General features: G+C 62.6%; 15 protein-coding genes. 14 read left to right on the forward strand and 1 reads right to left on the reverse strand.

From position 1 onward, the window contains the following. The first annotated feature begins 2 nt into the window (after nt 1-2). Both AB4Z53_RS08990 and AB4Z53_RS08995 read left to right on the forward strand, forming a co-directional pair. A complete protein-coding gene (locus AB4Z53_RS08990) occupies nt 3-434 on the forward strand; it encodes an EVE domain-containing protein (protein WP_441595581.1) in 432 nt (143 codons plus the stop codon). A gap of 58 nt (nt 435-492) precedes the next feature. Then, nucleotides 493-1143, forward strand: coding sequence for a class I SAM-dependent methyltransferase (locus tag AB4Z53_RS08995; RefSeq protein ID WP_441595582.1), 651 nt, complete (start codon nt 493-495; stop codon nt 1141-1143). Nucleotides 1144-1248: 105 nt separating this feature from the next. Here the strand turns inward: AB4Z53_RS08995 and AB4Z53_RS09000 are convergent, their stop codons facing one another. Then, nucleotides 1249-2088, reverse strand: a complete 840-nt coding sequence (locus tag AB4Z53_RS09000) for a hypothetical protein (RefSeq protein WP_441595583.1) — start codon at nt 2086-2088, stop codon at nt 1249-1251. Between the two features lie 306 nt (nt 2089-2394). On the opposite strand from AB4Z53_RS09000, the gene sdhC reads away from it, so the two are divergent. From sdhC to AB4Z53_RS09060, 12 genes are all read left to right on the forward strand, one after another. Continuing rightward, a complete protein-coding gene (gene sdhC, locus AB4Z53_RS09005; protein ID WP_113535271.1) occupies nt 2395-2787 on the forward strand; it encodes a succinate dehydrogenase, cytochrome b556 subunit in 393 nt (130 codons plus the stop codon). 17 nt (nt 2788-2804) lie between these two features. Continuing rightward, entirely contained in the window at nt 2805-3185 is a 381-nt protein-coding gene (sdhD, locus tag AB4Z53_RS09010) for a succinate dehydrogenase, hydrophobic membrane anchor protein (protein WP_113535270.1), read from the forward strand. Between the two features lie 7 nt (nt 3186-3192). Then, nucleotides 3193-5034 carry a succinate dehydrogenase flavoprotein subunit gene (gene sdhA, locus AB4Z53_RS09015; protein WP_441595584.1) on the forward strand — a complete coding sequence of 614 codons (1842 nt, stop codon included), beginning with the start codon at nt 3193-3195 and terminating at the stop codon, nt 5032-5034. Nucleotides 5035-5052: 18 nt separating this feature from the next. Then, nucleotides 5053-5832, forward strand: coding sequence for a succinate dehydrogenase iron-sulfur subunit (locus AB4Z53_RS09020; RefSeq protein WP_223725793.1), 780 nt, complete (start codon nt 5053-5055; stop codon nt 5830-5832). Between the two features lie 304 nt (nt 5833-6136). Then, nucleotides 6137-6682: a protease inhibitor Inh/omp19 family protein gene (locus AB4Z53_RS09025; RefSeq protein ID WP_113535267.1), complete on the forward strand. Its 546-nt coding sequence runs from the start codon at nt 6137-6139 to the stop codon at nt 6680-6682. A 59-nt stretch (nt 6683-6741) separates the two neighbouring features. After that, the gene (gene zapE / locus AB4Z53_RS09030; protein WP_441595585.1) at nt 6742-7896 is read left to right on the forward strand and encodes a cell division protein ZapE; all 1155 of its coding nucleotides are present in this window, start codon (nt 6742-6744) and stop codon (nt 7894-7896) included. Between the two features lie 183 nt (nt 7897-8079). Continuing rightward, entirely contained in the window at nt 8080-9045 is a 966-nt protein-coding gene (mdh, locus tag AB4Z53_RS09035) for a malate dehydrogenase (RefSeq protein WP_113535265.1), read from the forward strand. 113 nt (nt 9046-9158) lie between these two features. Then, nucleotides 9159-10352: an ADP-forming succinate--CoA ligase subunit beta gene (sucC, locus tag AB4Z53_RS09040; protein WP_113535264.1), complete on the forward strand. Its 1194-nt coding sequence runs from the start codon at nt 9159-9161 to the stop codon at nt 10350-10352. Nucleotides 10353-10369: 17 nt separating this feature from the next. Continuing rightward, the gene (gene sucD, locus AB4Z53_RS09045) at nt 10370-11272 is read left to right on the forward strand and encodes a succinate--CoA ligase subunit alpha (RefSeq protein ID WP_058321727.1); all 903 of its coding nucleotides are present in this window, start codon (nt 10370-10372) and stop codon (nt 11270-11272) included. 247 nt (nt 11273-11519) lie between these two features. Continuing rightward, nucleotides 11520-14516 (forward strand): 2-oxoglutarate dehydrogenase E1 component, encoded by a 2997-nt coding sequence (locus AB4Z53_RS09050; protein WP_113535263.1) that lies wholly within the window; start codon nt 11520-11522, stop codon nt 14514-14516. Between the two features lie 56 nt (nt 14517-14572). Continuing rightward, nucleotides 14573-15805 carry a 2-oxoglutarate dehydrogenase complex dihydrolipoyllysine-residue succinyltransferase gene (gene odhB / locus AB4Z53_RS09055; protein WP_291152729.1) on the forward strand — a complete coding sequence of 411 codons (1233 nt, stop codon included), beginning with the start codon at nt 14573-14575 and terminating at the stop codon, nt 15803-15805. A 155-nt stretch (nt 15806-15960) separates the two neighbouring features. Further along, nucleotides 15961-16374, forward strand: a complete 414-nt coding sequence (locus AB4Z53_RS09060; protein ID WP_113535261.1) for an MAPEG family protein — start codon at nt 15961-15963, stop codon at nt 16372-16374. Nucleotides 16375-16402: the final 28 nt, after the last annotated feature.

Consider the following 16402-nt stretch of genomic DNA (forward strand, 5'->3'; position numbering starts at 1 on the left):
CGATGGCGCATTGGCTTTACAAATCCGAGCCCTTCAAATGGTCCTGGCAGATGCAGAAGGATGCGGGCGCCAAGGGCACCGAATGGACCGGCGTGCGCAACTACCAGGCGCGCAATAACATGCGGGCGATGCAGATCGGCGACAAGGGCTTCTTCTACCACTCGAACGAAGGTCTGGAGATCGTCGGCATCTCGGAGGTCTGCGCGCTTTCGCATCCGGACTCCACTGCCGAAGGCGACGCCCGATGGGACTGCGTCGATATCCGTGCCGTTGCCGACATGCCCCGGCCGGTGACGCTGAAGGAAATCAAGGACAATCCGAAGCTCGCCAAGATGTCGCTTGTGACCTCCATGCGCCTCTCGGTGCAGCCGGTGACCGAAGACGAATGGATCGAAGTCTGCCGCATGGGCGGGCTCGACAACCCGCCGCGGTAATTTGATTTCCGCCTGTCCGGAAACCGCTTTCGTTCTTCGGACAGGCTCGGAGAGTTTCGTGAAGACCGATCCGCAAAGCTTCATTCTCGCCAATACCAGCGTGCTTTCGCCGCCGCATGTACCGGAGGTGCGCCTGCATCTGGCGACCGAGGCGCATGAGCTCTGGTTGAAGACCGAGGAGGAACTGCAGGAGATCGGCCTGCCGCCGCCGTTCTGGGCCTTTGCCTGGGCCGGAGGGCAGGGGCTTGCCCGTTACATCCTCGATCACCCGGAGGCAGTGCGCGGGCGTCGCGTCGTCGACTTCGCTTCCGGCTCCGGCCTGGTGGCGATCGCCGCGATGAAGGCGGGAGCGGCTTCGGTTGTTGCCGCCGATATCGATCCCTGGGCGGAAACGGCGGTCCAGCTCAATGCCGCACTCAATGGCGTCACTCTTTCCTATACGGGCGAGGACGTGACCGGCCGCGATCTTGAGGCCGATGTCTATCTCGCCGGCGACGTCTTCTACGACAAGGCCTTTGCCGATCGGTTGAAGCCGTGGTTTTCGGATCTGGTCGCCAAGGGGGCGATGGTGATCGTCGGCGATCCCGGCCGCTCCTACTGCCCGCGCGAGATGATGACGGCGCTTGCGACCTACGAAGTTCCCGTGACACGGGCGCTGGAAGACAGCGAGGTCAAGCGCACGACCGTCTGGCGCTTCGGTGCTGCTTAAAAGGCGGCCGGTTGAAAACCTCCGGGCGTCGCGATAGCCGACGACACGCGCCGCCGATCGACGTCGTCGTCATGGTTCTGTGAACCTTCTGAAGTCCCGTCGAATCTATCTCCGGATCACGCAGACGCCGTGTTCATAGGTGCAGGAGCTGTTCATCGTTTGCGGCGTAACGTTGATGATCTTGCCGCGTCTTGTCTGTGGCGGCGGCGCGTACGCACCATCATCGCTATAACCGTAGTCGCCTTCCTGGTTGAAGTAGATGCCGTTGCCGACATCGACGTAGGCGGAAATGCCGCCGACATAGGTGCCGATGCCTGGAACGCTGTCCGGATATTCGTCGTTGCCATAGCTGCCATAGTAGTTCGGGCGATAGTCGCGGCGCTGGCCACCGGATGTCCAGATCTCACGGCCGGCGCGGTCACGAACCCATCCGCCGCCGTTGCCCCAGCGATCGGCATAGGGGCCGGGATAGGGGCGATACTGCGGGAGGCGAACATGCCTTGTGCGCGTTTCGACCTCCGGCAGTCCATTGTCGATACCCCGGCGCCCATCATGGCGGCGGCCGCCGGACGTCCAGACGTCGTTGCCCGCCCGGTCGCGGGCCCATCCGCCGCGATGCTCCCAGCCCCCGCCGTAGCCGGGGTAGGGCCTATATTGCGGAAGGCGCACGTGCCGGGTGCGTGTCTCGACCTCCGGCAGACCATTGTTGGCCATCCAGTCGCGACGGGGCATGCGGTTGCGGTTCCAGCCGTTGCGGTAGCCCGAGCGGTCGACCTGGTAGCCCGGGAACGAGCGATCCGAAGACATGCGCATATGGTTGGTGCGCATCTGGAAGCCGCGTGCTCCACCGCCGTCACGGGCCTCCAAGGGGATGCAGGTCGTGGCGATGACCAGGCCGGCGAGTGCTAGCACTTTGGTCGCATGGATTGCCCTGAACAGACTCATTCTGTTCGCCCTCCGGATGACGCTTAACAATTCGTTAAAGTCACTCTGGGCCACTTCCGTCGGAAAGTCACGGAATTGCTTGGCTTTTTGCTGCTATCGTTAACGGACGCCCATGTCTTCGGCGGGCTGGAAAATGGCGCAAATCGTCTAATCGATTAAATTGATTTTGCACCGCAAACACACTTGTCGTTAAGCATTATGGTGATTAAAGGTCCGAAGGACTGAATTGCGCACAATCAGGTGCGATACCGGACTAAAATCGTCCAGTTTTATGGGCGTAAACCCGGGCATTTCCGTGAGGTTCCGATGACGGATGTCACAAGAAGCCGGCCACTCTCGCCGCATCTTCAAATCTATAAACCGATCCCGACGATGGTGATGTCCATTGTGCACCGCATCACCGGCGGCGCACTCTACTTCGGCACCATTCTCGTTGCCTGGTGGCTGATCGCCGCCGCCTCGGGCGCGGCCTACTACGACTGGGTCAGCTGGCTGTTCGGCACGCTGATCGGCAAGCTGGTGCTCTTCGGTTACACCTGGGCGCTGGTGCACCACATGCTTGGCGGCTTGCGCCACTTTGCCTGGGATCTCGGCTATGGCTACGAGAAGCACTTCGCCACCAAGATGGCCAAGGCGACGATCATCTGTTCGGTGGCGCTGACGCTGCTGATCTGGGTGGTCGGATATCTCGTCCGCTAACTGAGAGGAAGACACCCATGGATATGCGCACACCTCTCGGCAAGGTCCGCGGTCTCGGTTCCGCCAAGGAAGGCACGGATCACTTCTGGCGCCAGCGCCTGACGGCGGTCGCCAACGTTCCGCTGCTGATCTTCTTCGTCATCTTCCTCGTTCGCTATGCAGGCGCCCCCCACGCGGATGTCGTTGCCGCGCTCGCGAACCCCTTCGTCGCGGTCGTCATGGCCCTCGTCGTGCTCTCGGGCTTGATCCACATGCGTCTCGGCATGCAGGTGATCATCGAGGACTACGTGCATGGCGAAGGCATGAAGATCGGCCTTCTCATGCTCAATACATTTTTCACGATCGCGGTTGGCGGGCTCTGTCTCTTCGCCATCCTGAAGATCGCTTTTGCAGGGTAATTTCGCCATGGCATCGAACAGTTCACCCGCTGCAAACGGCAAGGCCTATCAATATGTCGATCACGCCTTCGACGTCGTCGTCGTCGGCGCCGGCGGCGCGGGCCTGCGCGCCACGCTCGGCATGGCAGAGCAGGGGCTGAAGACCGCCTGCATCACCAAGGTCTTCCCGACCCGCTCGCACACGGTTGCCGCCCAGGGCGGCATCGCCGCTTCGCTGCAGAACATGACGCCGGACAGCTGGCAGTGGCACCTTTACGACACCGTCAAGGGTTCCGACTGGCTCGGCGACGTCGACGCCATGCAGTATCTCGCCATGGAAGCGCCGAAGGCGGTCTATGAGCTCGAGCATTACGGCGTGCCGTTCTCGCGCAACGCGGAAGGCAAGATCTACCAGCGGCCCTTTGGCGGCCACATGCAGAACTACGGCGAAGGTCCGCCGGTGCAGCGCACCTGTGCGGCGGCCGACCGCACCGGCCACGCGATCCTGCACACGCTCTATGGCCAGTCGCTGCGCAACAACGCCGAGTTCTTCATCGAGTATTTCGCGCTCGACCTGATCATGTCGGATGACGGCCGCTGCACCGGCGTCGTCGCCTGGAACCTCGACGACGGCACGATCCATCGCTTCTCCGCCAAGATGGTGGTGCTGGCGACCGGCGGTTACGGCCGCGCCTATTTCTCGGCGACCTCGGCGCACACCTGCACCGGCGACGGCGGCGGCATGATTGCGCGCGCCGGCCTGCCGTTGCAGGACATGGAGTTCGTCCAGTTCCACCCGACCGGCATCTACGGCGCGGGCTGCCTCATCACCGAAGGCGCACGCGGCGAAGGCGGCTACCTCGTCAACTCCGAAGGCGAGCGCTTCATGGAGCGCTATGCGCCGTCCGCCAAGGACCTTGCGTCGCGTGACGTCGTCTCGCGCTGCATGACGATGGAAATCCGCGAAGGCCGCGGCGTCGGCAAGAACAAGGACCACATCTTCCTGCACCTCGACCACCTGGATCCGGCCGTCCTGCATGAGCGCCTGCCGGGCATCTCGGAATCGGCGAAGATTTTTGCCGGCGTCGACGTGACGCGCGAGCCGATCCCGGTTCTGCCGACGGTGCACTACAACATGGGCGGCGTGCCGACCAACTATTGGGGCGAAGTGCTGAATGCCGACAGCCAGAACCCGGAGCGCGTCGCGCCCGGCCTGATGGCAGTCGGCGAAGCCGGGTGCGCCTCGGTGCACGGCGCCAACCGCCTCGGCTCCAACTCGCTGATCGACCTCGTGGTCTTCGGCCGTGCCGCCGCCATCCGCGCCGGTCAGGTGATCGACCGCGACGAGGCGATCCCGGAACTCAACAAGGCCGCCTGCGACCGGATCATGGACCGCTTCGACCGCCTGCGTAACGCCAACGGCAGCACGCCGACGGCGGTGCTGCGCGAAAAGATGCAGCGCGCCATGCAGGAAGACGCCGCCGTGTTCCGTACCCAGGAATCGCTGGAATCGGGCTGCAAGCGCATCTCGGCGATCTGGAAAGAGATGCCCGACATCAAGGTCACCGACCGTTCGATGATCTGGAACTCGGACCTCGTCGAGACGCTGGAACTCGAAAACCTCATGGCCAACGCCATCACGACGATCTACGGCGCCGAAGCGCGCAAGGAGAGCCGTGGTTCGCACGCCCGCGAGGACTTCACCGAGGGTGCGCTCGGCGGCCGCGACGACGTCAACTGGCGCAAGCACACGCTTGCCTGGGTCAACGAAGCCGGCGACGTCAAGCTCGACTATCGCCCCGTTCATACCGACCTGATCGCCGACGGCATCGATCCCAAGAAGATCGAGCCCAAGGCCCGCGTCTACTGATCTTGAGGAACAAGGCACATGGTTGAACTCGCTCTCCCCAAGAACTCGCAGATGACGGAAGGCAAGGTCTGGCCGAAGCCGCAGGGCGCGACCAACGTTCGCGAATACCGCATCTACCGTTGGAACCCCGATGATGGCGCCAATCCGCGTATCGATACCTTCTACATCGATATCGACGATTGCGGCCCGATGGTGCTCGACGGTCTGCTCTACATCAAGAACAAGATCGACCCGACGCTGACGCTGCGCCGCTCCTGCCGTGAAGGCATCTGCGGCTCCTGCGCGATGAACATCGACGGCACCAACACGCTCGCCTGCACCAAGGGCATGGACGAGGTGAAGGGTGCGGTGAAGGTCTATCCGCTGCCGCACATGCCGGTCGTGAAGGACCTGGTACCCGACCTCACCAACTTTTACGCCCAGCACCGCTCGATCGAGCCCTGGCTGAAGACGGTTTCGCCGACGCCGGCCAAGGAATGGAAGCAGAGCCACGAGGATCGCCTCAAGCTTGACGGCCTCTACGAGTGCATTCTGTGCGCCTGTTGCTCGACCTCCTGTCCGAGCTACTGGTGGAACGGTGACCGCTACCTCGGTCCGGCCGTGTTGCTGCAGGCCTATCGCTGGCTGATCGACAGCCGCGACGAGGCAACCGGTGAGCGTCTCGATAATCTCGAAGACCCCTTCCGCCTCTATCGCTGCCACACGATCATGAACTGCGCCCAGGCCTGCCCGAAGGGGCTGAACCCGGCCAAGGCGATCGGCGAAATCAAGAAGATGCTGGTCGAGCGCCGCGTCTGATCGACGGGTAGAATTCGAATGTGAAAGCGGCGGGTCCCTGGCCCGCCGCTTCTGTTTTGATATGCCGGCAGGTGGCTTCGGCCTGGCAATCCTTGATTGTGGGGCGTGTGATTGCCGGACGTTGTTTGCGGCGACGAGTTGTCGTGCGTGTTGCCGACGGTGGCTTGCCCGCGGCTCAGACGTTTCAATCCTGCAACAGGTCGCCAGGAATCGTCGTCCCTTGATTTGTCAGGTGGATTTGCTGTATTTCGGCCTATATTATCGCGTTGCATCATGGTTCGCGGACACGAACAGGAGTAGGGATATGCGGGTTATTCATGCGGCGGCGGGGCTGGCAGTTGTGCTTGCGCTGACCGGATGCCAGCGGACATCAATGGGCGGTTTCAGTTCCCAGGACGCTTCACCCGCTCCCATCCAGGCCGCACCGGTTCCCTCGGTTTCGTCGAACCAGCTTCCGGCCCCGACCGGAAACACGTCGCAATTCCCGGCTGCACCGACGAACGGGACGATGACGCCCGGCACGGTTCAGCAGCCCGGCACGCAGGTCGCTGCGGCTGCGGGCGGCGGTCTTGACGTTACCAAGGAATCGATGGTCGGCAACTGGCGTGTATCGAGCGCCGGCAGCTCCTGCGACATGTTCCTGACGCTCACCAATCTCGGCTCCGGCTCGCGCGGCGGCACCCGTGGCTGCGCCGGCGAGCTGACGACGATGGGTTCCTGGGAAGTCGCCGGCAAGCAGGTGGTTCTCAAGGATCGCAGCGGCAACGCCATCGCCCGTCTCTACAAGACGGCTGATGCCCGTTTCGACGGCTCGACCAACGGCGGCCAGCCGGTCAGCCTCAGCCGCTGACGCCATAGAGCCCGGTCTCGCGCCGGGCTTTTGTTTTTCCGTCCCATCTCGGGTGAGACGTGCTCAATCCTGACGACAGTATCTACCGCAAGCTCGAAGCGCTCGTCGCGAGCGGCGAGCGTAAGCGCGACCCCGCACAGTTTACGATTGCGCGGCGCTTCGATCACCTTTCCGCTGAGCTGCTGGCCAGCCGCCCGTCGCGCAAGACCAATGCGCTCGGCTGGCTGTTTGCTTCGCGCAAGAAGGACCAACCGCCGGTCAAGGGTCTCTACATCCATGGTGGCGTCGGACGCGGCAAGACCATGCTGATGGATCTGTTCTTCGATACGGTGCCGATCCAGCGCAAGCGCCGGGCGCATTTCCATGAATTCATGGCCGATGTGCACGAGCGCATCTACAAGCACCGCCAGAAGTTGAAGAACGGCGAGACCAAGCAGGCGGATCCGATCCCGCCCGTTGCCTCGGAGCTCTTCGGCGAGGCGCGCCTGCTCTGCTTCGACGAGTTTTCGGTAACCGACATTGCCGATGCCATGATCCTCGGCAGGCTCTTTGGCGAGCTTTTTTCCAAGGGCTGCGTGCTGGTCGCGACGTCGAACGTTGCGCCTGACGATCTCTATCGCGACGGCCTCAACCGTGGCCTGTTCCTGCCCTTCATCGATCTCCTCAAGGCGAATGCCGAGGTCATCTCTCTGGACACGGATACCGACTACCGCCTGACGAAGACCGACGGCAGCCCGGTATGGCTTTCGCCGCTCGGCCCGGAGGCGGATGCGGCGATGGCGCGCGCCTGGGCCCAGGAAACCCGCCACGAGGTCGTTGCCCCGGCGGAAGTGCCACGCAAGGGCCGCAAGATCCATGTGCCGGCCGCCGCCGGGCAAAGCGCGCGCTTTGCATTTGCCGATCTCTGCCAGCAGCCGCTGGGGGCGGCCGACTATCTCGCCATCCTCGAACGTTATTCGACGATCTTCGTCGATCACGTGCCACATCTGGGTCCCCACATGCGCAACGAGACCAAGCGCTTCATCCTGCTGGTCGACACGCTCTACGACAACGGCGCGCGATTGTTCGCTTCGGCCGCGGCCGAGCCGCAGGATCTGCTGACCCAGAAGAAGGGTACGGAAGGCTTCGAGTTCGACCGCACGGTTTCGCGCCTGATCGAGATGCAAAGTGAGGAATATGCCGCCGAGCACCCCGCCAATTGGGCCGTCTCGTGACGTAGTCGTGACGGAAATTCTTACGTTTACGTAAGAATTTTATGATCTAACCGATTGAAATTACTTCACCAAAAAGTATCGTTTGATATTTTACCATTTGCCGTTTAATGGCTTTCGGCGAAGGTTTGGCGTTTGCCGCGTTTCAGGCCTCGATCATATTGGGATCACAAAGGAAGCACTTTCATGGCGCGCAACAAGATCGCACTTATCGGTTCAGGGATGATTGGTGGTACGCTGGCCCATCTCGCCGGCCTGAAGGAACTGGGCGACATCGTCCTCTTCGACATCGCTGACGGCATCCCGCAGGGCAAGGGCCTCGACATCGCCCAGTCCTCCCCGGTCGAAGGCTTCGACGCGAACCTCACCGGCGCCAGCGACTACTCCGCCATCGAAGGTGCCGACGTCTGCATCGTCACCGCCGGCGTGCCGCGCAAGCCTGGCATGAGCCGCGACGACCTGCTMGGCATCAACCTCAAGGTCATGGAACAGGTTGGCGCAGGTATCAAGAAGTATGCTCCGAACGCCTTCGTCATCTGCATCACCAACCCGCTCGACGCCATGGTCTGGGCACTGCAGAAGTTCTCTGGTCTGCCGAAGAACAAGGTCGTCGGCATGGCCGGCGTCCTCGATAGTTCGCGCTTCCGCCTGTTCCTTTCCCAGGAATTCAACGTTTCCGTCCAGGACGTCACCGCCTTCGTTCTCGGCGGCCACGGCGACACCATGGTGCCGCTCGCCCGCTACTCGACCGTTGCCGGCATCCCGCTGACCGACCTCGTGCAGATGGGCTGGGTCACCAAGGAACGCCTCGAAGAAATCATCCAGCGCACCCGTGACGGCGGCGCCGAAATCGTCGGCCTGCTCAAGACCGGTTCGGCTTATTACGCACCGGCCGCCTCGGCGATCGAAATGGCCGAAGCCTACCTCAAGGACAAGAAGCGCGTCCTGCCCTGCGCTGCGCATCTGACGGGCCAGTACGGCGTCAAGGACATGTATGTCGGCGTGCCGACCGTTATCGGCGCCGGCGGCGTCGAGCGCATCATCGAGATCGATCTCAACAAGGCCGAGAAGGAAGCGTTCGACAAGTCGGTCGCTTCGGTCGCCGGTCTTTGCGAAGCCTGCATCGGCATTGCGCCGAGCCTGAAGCAGTAATCGCGTCCCGCTGAGCGGGCGTCCCCGTATCCGCTCAGCCTCTTTGTTTTTGCCGCATTGGTGCGGGTAGGTGCCTCACCTGCCCGCATAATGCTCCAGACAGGAAAACCACCATGAACATTCATGAATATCAGGCCAAGGCTCTCCTGAAGAGCTATGGCGCACCGGTCGCGGAAGGTGTTGCGATCTTCTCCGCCGATGAAGCCGAGGCAGCTGCCAAGTCGCTCCCGGGCCCGCTCTACGTGGTCAAGAGCCAGATCCATGCCGGCGGCCGCGGCAAGGGCAAGTTCAAGGAACTTTCCGCCGACGCCAAGGGCGGCGTTCGTCTTGCCTTCTCGATCGACGAAGCCAAGGCTCATGCCAAGGAAATGCTCGGCAACACGCTCGTCACCGCGCAGACCGGCCCGGCCGGCAAGCAGGTGAACCGCCTCTACATCGAGGACGGCGCCGACATCGATCGCGAACTGTACCTGTCGCTGCTCGTCGACCGTTCGGTCGGCCAGGTTGCCTTCGTCGTTTCGACGGAAGGCGGCATGGACATCGAGGCCGTTGCGCACGACACGCCGGAAAAGATCGTCAACGTCGCGATCAACCCGGAAGCCGGCGTCACCGCCGCTGATCTTGCCAAGCTCACCGCGGCCCTGAAGCTCGACGGCGAAGCCAAGGCTGACGCCGAAAAGCTCTTCCCGATCCTCTACAAGGCCTTTGTCGAAAAGGACATGAGCCTGCTCGAGATCAACCCGCTGATCGTCATGAAGAACGGCCGCATGCGCGTTCTCGACGCCAAGGTTTCGTTCGACGGCAACGCGCTCTTCCGCCACGACGATATCAAGGCACTGCGCGACGAAACCGAAGAAGACGCCAAGGAAATCGAGGCCTCCAAGTGGGACCTCGCCTATGTGGCGCTCGACGGCAACATCGGCTGCATGGTCAATGGCGCAGGCCTTGCCATGGCGACGATGGACATCATCAAGCTCTACGGCAAGGAGCCGGCGAACTTCTGCGACGTCGGCGGCGGCGCCGGCAAGGAGAAGGTCGCGGCAGCCTTCAAGATCATCACGGCCGACCCGAAGGTCGAGGGCATCCTCGTCAACATCTTCGGCGGCATCATGAAGTGCGATGTTATCGCTGAAGGCGTCGTCGCGGCCGTACAGGAAGTCGGCCTCAAGGTTCCGCTGGTCGTTCGTCTCGAAGGCACGAATGTCGAGCTTGGCAAGAAGATCCTGAACGAATCCGGCCTGGCGATCACCGCCGCCGACGATCTGGATGACGCTGCCAAGAAGATCGTCGCCGCGATCAACGGCTAACTGAAGGACCAGACCTAATGTCGATTCTCGTTAACAAGAACACCAAGGTCCTCGTTCAGGGCCTGACCGGCAAGACCGGCACCTTCCATACCGAACAGGCGCTTGCCTATTACGGCACGCAGATGGTCGGCGGCATTCACCCGAAGAAGGGCGGCGAAACCTGGACCGGCTCCAAGGGCGAAACCCTGCCGATCTTCGCTTCGGTTGCCGAAGGCCGTGAAAAGACCGGTGCGGACGCATCCGTGATCTACGTTCCGCCGGCAGGCGCTGCGGACGCGATCATCGAGGCGATCGATGCGGAAATCCCGTTCATCACCTGCATCACCGAAGGCATCCCGGTTGCCGACATGGTGCGCGTCAAGGCCCGTCTCGACCGCTCCAAGTCGCGCCTGCTCGGCCCGAACTGCCCCGGTATCCTGACGCCGGAAGAATGCAAGATCGGCATCATGCCGGGCTCGATCTTCCGCAAGGGTTCGGTCGGTATCGTTTCGCGCTCGGGTACGCTCACCTATGAAGCCGTGTTCCAGACCTCCAACGAAGGCCTCGGCCAGACGACGGCTGTCGGCATCGGCGGCGACCCGGTCAAGGGTACCGAGTTCATCGACGTGCTCGAGATGTTCCTGGCCGACGAAGCCACGACCTCGATCATCATGATCGGCGAAATCGGCGGCTCGGCCGAAGAGGATGCGGCGCAGTTCCTCATCGACGAAGCCAAGAAGGGCCGCAAGAAGCCGATGGCCGGCTTCATCGCCGGCCGTACCGCGCCGAAGGGCCGCACCATGGGTCACGCCGGCGCTGTCGTTTCCGGCGGCAAGGGCGATGCGGAATCCAAGATCGCCGCGATGGAACAGGCAGGCATCCGCGTGTCGCCTTCGCCGGCCCGTCTCGGCAAGACGCTGGTCGAAGTCCTCAAGGGCTGATCGCAAGACTTCTGCCCGGGCCGGACCGATCCGGCCCGGGCAATCTGCAGTCCGCGTGTTTCCTTGGCTGATGCAAGATCAGGATACGCGGCAATGAAGTGCCACGGTGACCCGGCGCGTCCTCAAGGATGCGCGGCATCGTAGGAAAAAGGCCCGGCGCCCGGACGCGCCGAACGAACATGAACGACCGGGATACCCGGCAACCCAACTTCAGTCAGGAGGCGGACAGAACAGTCCGCGTGAGACCATGACAAGGCAAGAGGCCAACGAGCAATTCCAGCTCACTTCGTTTCTGGACGGCGCCAACGCCGCCTATATCGAGCAGCTCCATGCACGCTACGAGGCGGACCCGGCGTCCGTGTCGGCCGAATGGCAGGCCTTCTTCAAGGCGCTCGCCGACCGGCCGGAAGATGTGGTGAAGGCAGCCAAGGGCGCCTCCTGGAAAAAGAACAACTGGCCGATCCCGGCCAATGGTGAACTGGTCTCGGCGCTCGATGGCGACTGGGGCACGGTCGAGAAGGTCATCGAGAAGAAGGTCAAGGCGAAGGTTGAGGAAACGGCTGCCGCCACCGGTACCGTTGCCAGCGCCGCCGACATCCACCAGGCGACGCGCGATTCCGTCCGCGCCATCATGATGATCCGTGCCTACCGCGCCCGCGGCCACCTGCATGCCAAGCTCGATCCGCTCGGCCTTGCTGCCCCGGTCGAAGACTACAACGAGCTTTCCCCCTCGAACTACGGGTTCGAGGACAAGGATCTCGATCGTAAGATCTTCATCGATAACGTGCTGGGCCTCGAATACGCGACCGTTCGCGAGATGGTCGAGATCCTCGAGCGCACCTACTGCTCGACGATCGGCGTCGAGTTCATGCACATGTCCAACCCGGAAGAGAAGGGCTGGATCCAGGAACGTATCGAAGGTCCGGACAAGGGCGTCGAGTTCACGCCTGAAGGCAAGAAGGCGATTCTGCAGAAGCTGATCGAGTCGGAAGGCTTCGAGCAGTTCATCGACGTCAAGTACAAGGGCACCAAGCGCTTCGGTCTCGACGGCGGGGAATCGCTCATCCCCGCGCTCGAGCAGATCATCAAGCGCGGCGGCCAGGAAGGCCTGAAGGAAATCGTGCTCGGCATGGCCCACCGCGGCCGTCTGAACGTGCTTTCGCAGGTCATGGCCAAGCCCCACCGCGCCATCTTCCACGAGTTCAAGGGCGGGTCCTACGCGCCTGACGACGTCGAAGGTTCGGGCGACGTGAAGTACCACCTCGGTGCTTCCTCCGACCGCGAGTTCGACGGCAACAAGGTTCACCTGTCGCTGACGGCGAACCCCTCGCACCTCGAAATCGTCAACCCTGTGGTCATGGGCAAGGCCCGTGCGAAACAGGACCAGATGGCGACCGTCTTTGAAGGCGACATCATCCCGCTGCGCGAACGTTCCAAGGTCATGCCGCTGCTGCTGCACGGTGATGCTGCCTTCGCAGGCCAGGGCGTGATTGCCGAAATCCTCGGCCTTTCGGGTCTGCGCGGCCACCGCGTCGCCGGCACCGTGCATTTCATCATCAACAACCAGATCGGCTTCACCACCAATCCGGCCTTCTCGCGTTCGTCGCCCTATCCGTCCGACGTCGCCAAGATGATCGAAGCGCCGATCTTCCACGTCAACGGCGACGATCCGGAAGCGGTTGTCTACGCGGCCAAGATCGCCACCGAATTCCGGATGAAGTTCCACAAGCCTGTCGTCATCGACATGTTCTGCTACCGCCGCTTCGGCCATAACGAAGGCGATGAGCCGGCGTTCACCCAGCCGAAGATGTACAAGGTCATCCGCGCCCACAAGACCGTCGTCCAGCTCTACTCCGACCGACTGATTGCCGAAGGCCTGATCACCGAAGGCGAAGTCGAGAAGATGAAGGCCGACTGGCGTGCTCACCTCGAGCAGGAGTTCGAGGCCGGCCAGTCCTACAAGCCGAACAAGGCCGATTGGCTCGATGGTGCCTGGTCGGGCCTGCGCTCGGCCGACAACCAGGATGAACAGCGCCGCGGCAAGACCTCGGTGCCGATGAAGCAGCTCAAGGAAGTCGGCCGCAAGATCTCGGAGATCCCGGCAGGCTTCAATGCGCACCGCACGATCCAGCGCTTCATGGAAAACCGCGCCAACATGATCCAGACCGGCGAAGGCGTCGACTGGGCCATGGCCGAAGCGCTTGCTTTCGGCACGCTTTGCATCGAGGGCACCAAGATCCGCCTGTCGGGCCAGGACTGCGAACGCGGCACCTTCTCGCAGCGCCACTCGGTTCTCTACGATCAGCAGACCGAAGAGCGCTACATTCCGCTCGCGAACCTCGCGCCGACCCAGGCCCGCTACGAAGTCATCAACTCGATGCTTTCGGAAGAGGCGGTTCTTGGCTTCGAATACGGCTACTCGCTTGCCCGCCCCAACGCGCTGACCCTCTGGGAAGCCCAGTTCGGCGATTTCGCCAACGGTGCGCAGGTCGTCTTCGACCAGTTCGTCTCTTCGGGCGAGCGCAAGTGGTTGCGCATGTCGGGTCTCGTCTGCCTGCTGCCGCACGGCTATGAGGGCCAGGGTCCGGAGCATTCCTCCGCCCGCCTCGAACGCTTCCTGCAGCTCTGCGCCGAAGACAACATGCAGGTCGCCAACGTCACGACGCCGGCGAACTACTTCCACATCCTGCGCCGCCAGGTGAAGCGCGACTTCCGCAAGCCGCTGATCCTGATGACGCCGAAGTCGTTGTTGCGCCACAAGCGTGCGATCTCCAGCCTGTCGGAAATGGCCGGCGAAAGCTCGTTCCACCGCCTGCTGTGGGATGACGCCGAGGTCATCAAGGACGGCCCGATCAAGCTGCAGAAGGATTCCAAGATCCGTCGCGTCGTGCTCTGCTCGGGCAAGGTTTATTATGACCTGCTCGAAGAACGCGAAAAGCGCGGCATCGACGACATCTACCTGCTGCGCGTCGAACAGCTCTATCCGTTCCCGGCCAAGGCGCTCATCAACGAGCTCAGCCGCTTCCGCAACGCGGAGATGGTCTGGTGCCAGGAAGAGCCGAAGAACATGGGCGCCTGGTCGTTCATCGACCCGTACCTCGAATGGGTTCTCGCCCATATCGACGCCAAGTATCAGCGCGTGCGCTACACCGGCCGTCCGGCCGCCGCCTCGCCGGCGACGGGCCTGATGTCGAAGCACTTGGCGCAGCTTGCCGCCTTCCTCGAGGACGCGCTGGGGGGCTGATGCTCCCCTCGCTCTGAGCCAATAGAAACAGATATCTGATCAACGGAACAAAAATCATGGCAACAGAAATCCGCGTTCCCACCCTTGGCGAATCCGTCAGCGAAGCGACCGTCGGCACCTGGTTCAAGAAGGTCGGCGACGCCATCAAGGCCGATGAACCCCTGCTCGAACTCGAAACCGACAAGGTGACGATCGAAGTTCCAGCACCGGCCGCAGGCACGCTCTCCGAAATCGTCGCCCAGGCCGGCGAGACCGTCGGTCTTGGCGCGCTGCTCGGCCAGATCGCTGCAGGTGCCGCCGGCGCCGCTGCAGCCGCTCCGGCTGCCGCTGCTGAAAAGAAGGCCGAGCCTGCTGCTGCCGCTCCGGCTGCTGCTGCTGCTCCGGCCGCCTCGTCGATGCCGCCGGCACCGGCTGCTGCCAAGCTGCTCGCTGAGAGCAACCTCTCGGCTGACCAGCTCGATGGCTCCGGCAAGCGTGGCCAGGTGCTGAAGGGTGATGTGCTCGCTGCCGTCGCCAAGGGCATCTCTGCGCCGGCCGCTTCCGAGCCGGCCAAGGTTCAGGCCCGTGCTCCGTCGACGGCGGAAGACGTCGTTCGCGAAGAGCGCGTCAAGATGACCCGCCTGCGCCAGACGATTGCACGCCGCCTCAAGGACGCACAGAACACCGCGGCCATGCTCACCACCTACAACGAGGTGGACATGAGCGCCGTCATGGCGCTGCGCAACAAGTACAAGGACATCTTCGAGAAGAAGCATGGCGTGAAGCTCGGCTTCATGGGCTTCTTCACCAAGGCCGTCACCCACGCGCTGAAGGAAATCCCGGCCGTCAACGCCGAGATCGACGGCACCGACATCATCTACAAGAACTACTGCCACATCGGCGTCGCCGTCGGCACGGACAAGGGTCTTGTCGTTCCGATCGTTCGCGATGCCGACCAGATGTCGATCGCCGAAGTCGAGAAGGACATTGGCCGCCTCGGCAAGGCCGCCCGTGACGGTGCGCTTTCGATGGCCGACATGCAGGGTGGTACCTTCACCATCTCCAACGGCGGTGTCTACGGCTCGCTGATGTCCTCGCCGATCCTCAACGCGCCGCAGTCGGGTATCCTCGGCATGCACAAGATCCAGGATCGCCCGGTCGCCATCGGCGGCCAGGTCGTCATCCGTCCGATGATGTACCTCGCGCTCTCCTACGATCACCGCATCGTCGACGGCAAGGAAGCCGTGACCTTCCTCGTCCGCGTCAAGGAAAGCCTGGAAGATCCGGAACGTCTGGTTCTCGATCTCTAATCTCTGAACAAACGGGGGCGCCTCTGCGCGCCCCCGTCGATCGTCATGCCTGTCGGAGACAGTGGTTCAGCGTTCACCCGCCACCCTTGCCGAGACGGTTTGCCGCGCCGGGAACGTGATACTGATCTGGATTGATCCTGAGAGTGCGAGGGGTGATGGAAGCCGCAGCCGCGTCGACTGAAGTCTGGGTGCTCGGCTGGAGCGTCGTGTTGCTGGTCGCTCACATCCTGGTGCAGGCGCTGTCGCTTGACCTCGCCGGAGACCTCGGTGTCAAATACCTGCTTGGCCCCCGGGATGAGCAGCGCGTTTCGAAGAGCATCGTGGCAGGACGTCTGCTGCGGTCGCTTCGCAACATGCTGGAAACCTACCCTGCCTTCGTCGCCCTTGCGCTTGCATTGGCGGTGACCGGCAAGACCGGCGGTCTTGGTGCGATCGGTGCGGTGACGTGGATTCTGGCACGGGTGGTCTATACCGGCCTCTATGTCGCCGGCATTCCTGTGTTGCGCTCCATCGTCTGGTTCGTGTCGATCATCGCACTGTTGCTGATGGTCGCCCGGCTCATGGCATAGCATCTCTGCGGCAAGGCAAGAGGAGATT

It is taken from the genome of Ensifer sp. 2TAB8 (assembly GCF_052115125.1).
Taxonomy (GTDB): domain Bacteria; phylum Pseudomonadota; class Alphaproteobacteria; order Rhizobiales; family Rhizobiaceae; genus Ensifer.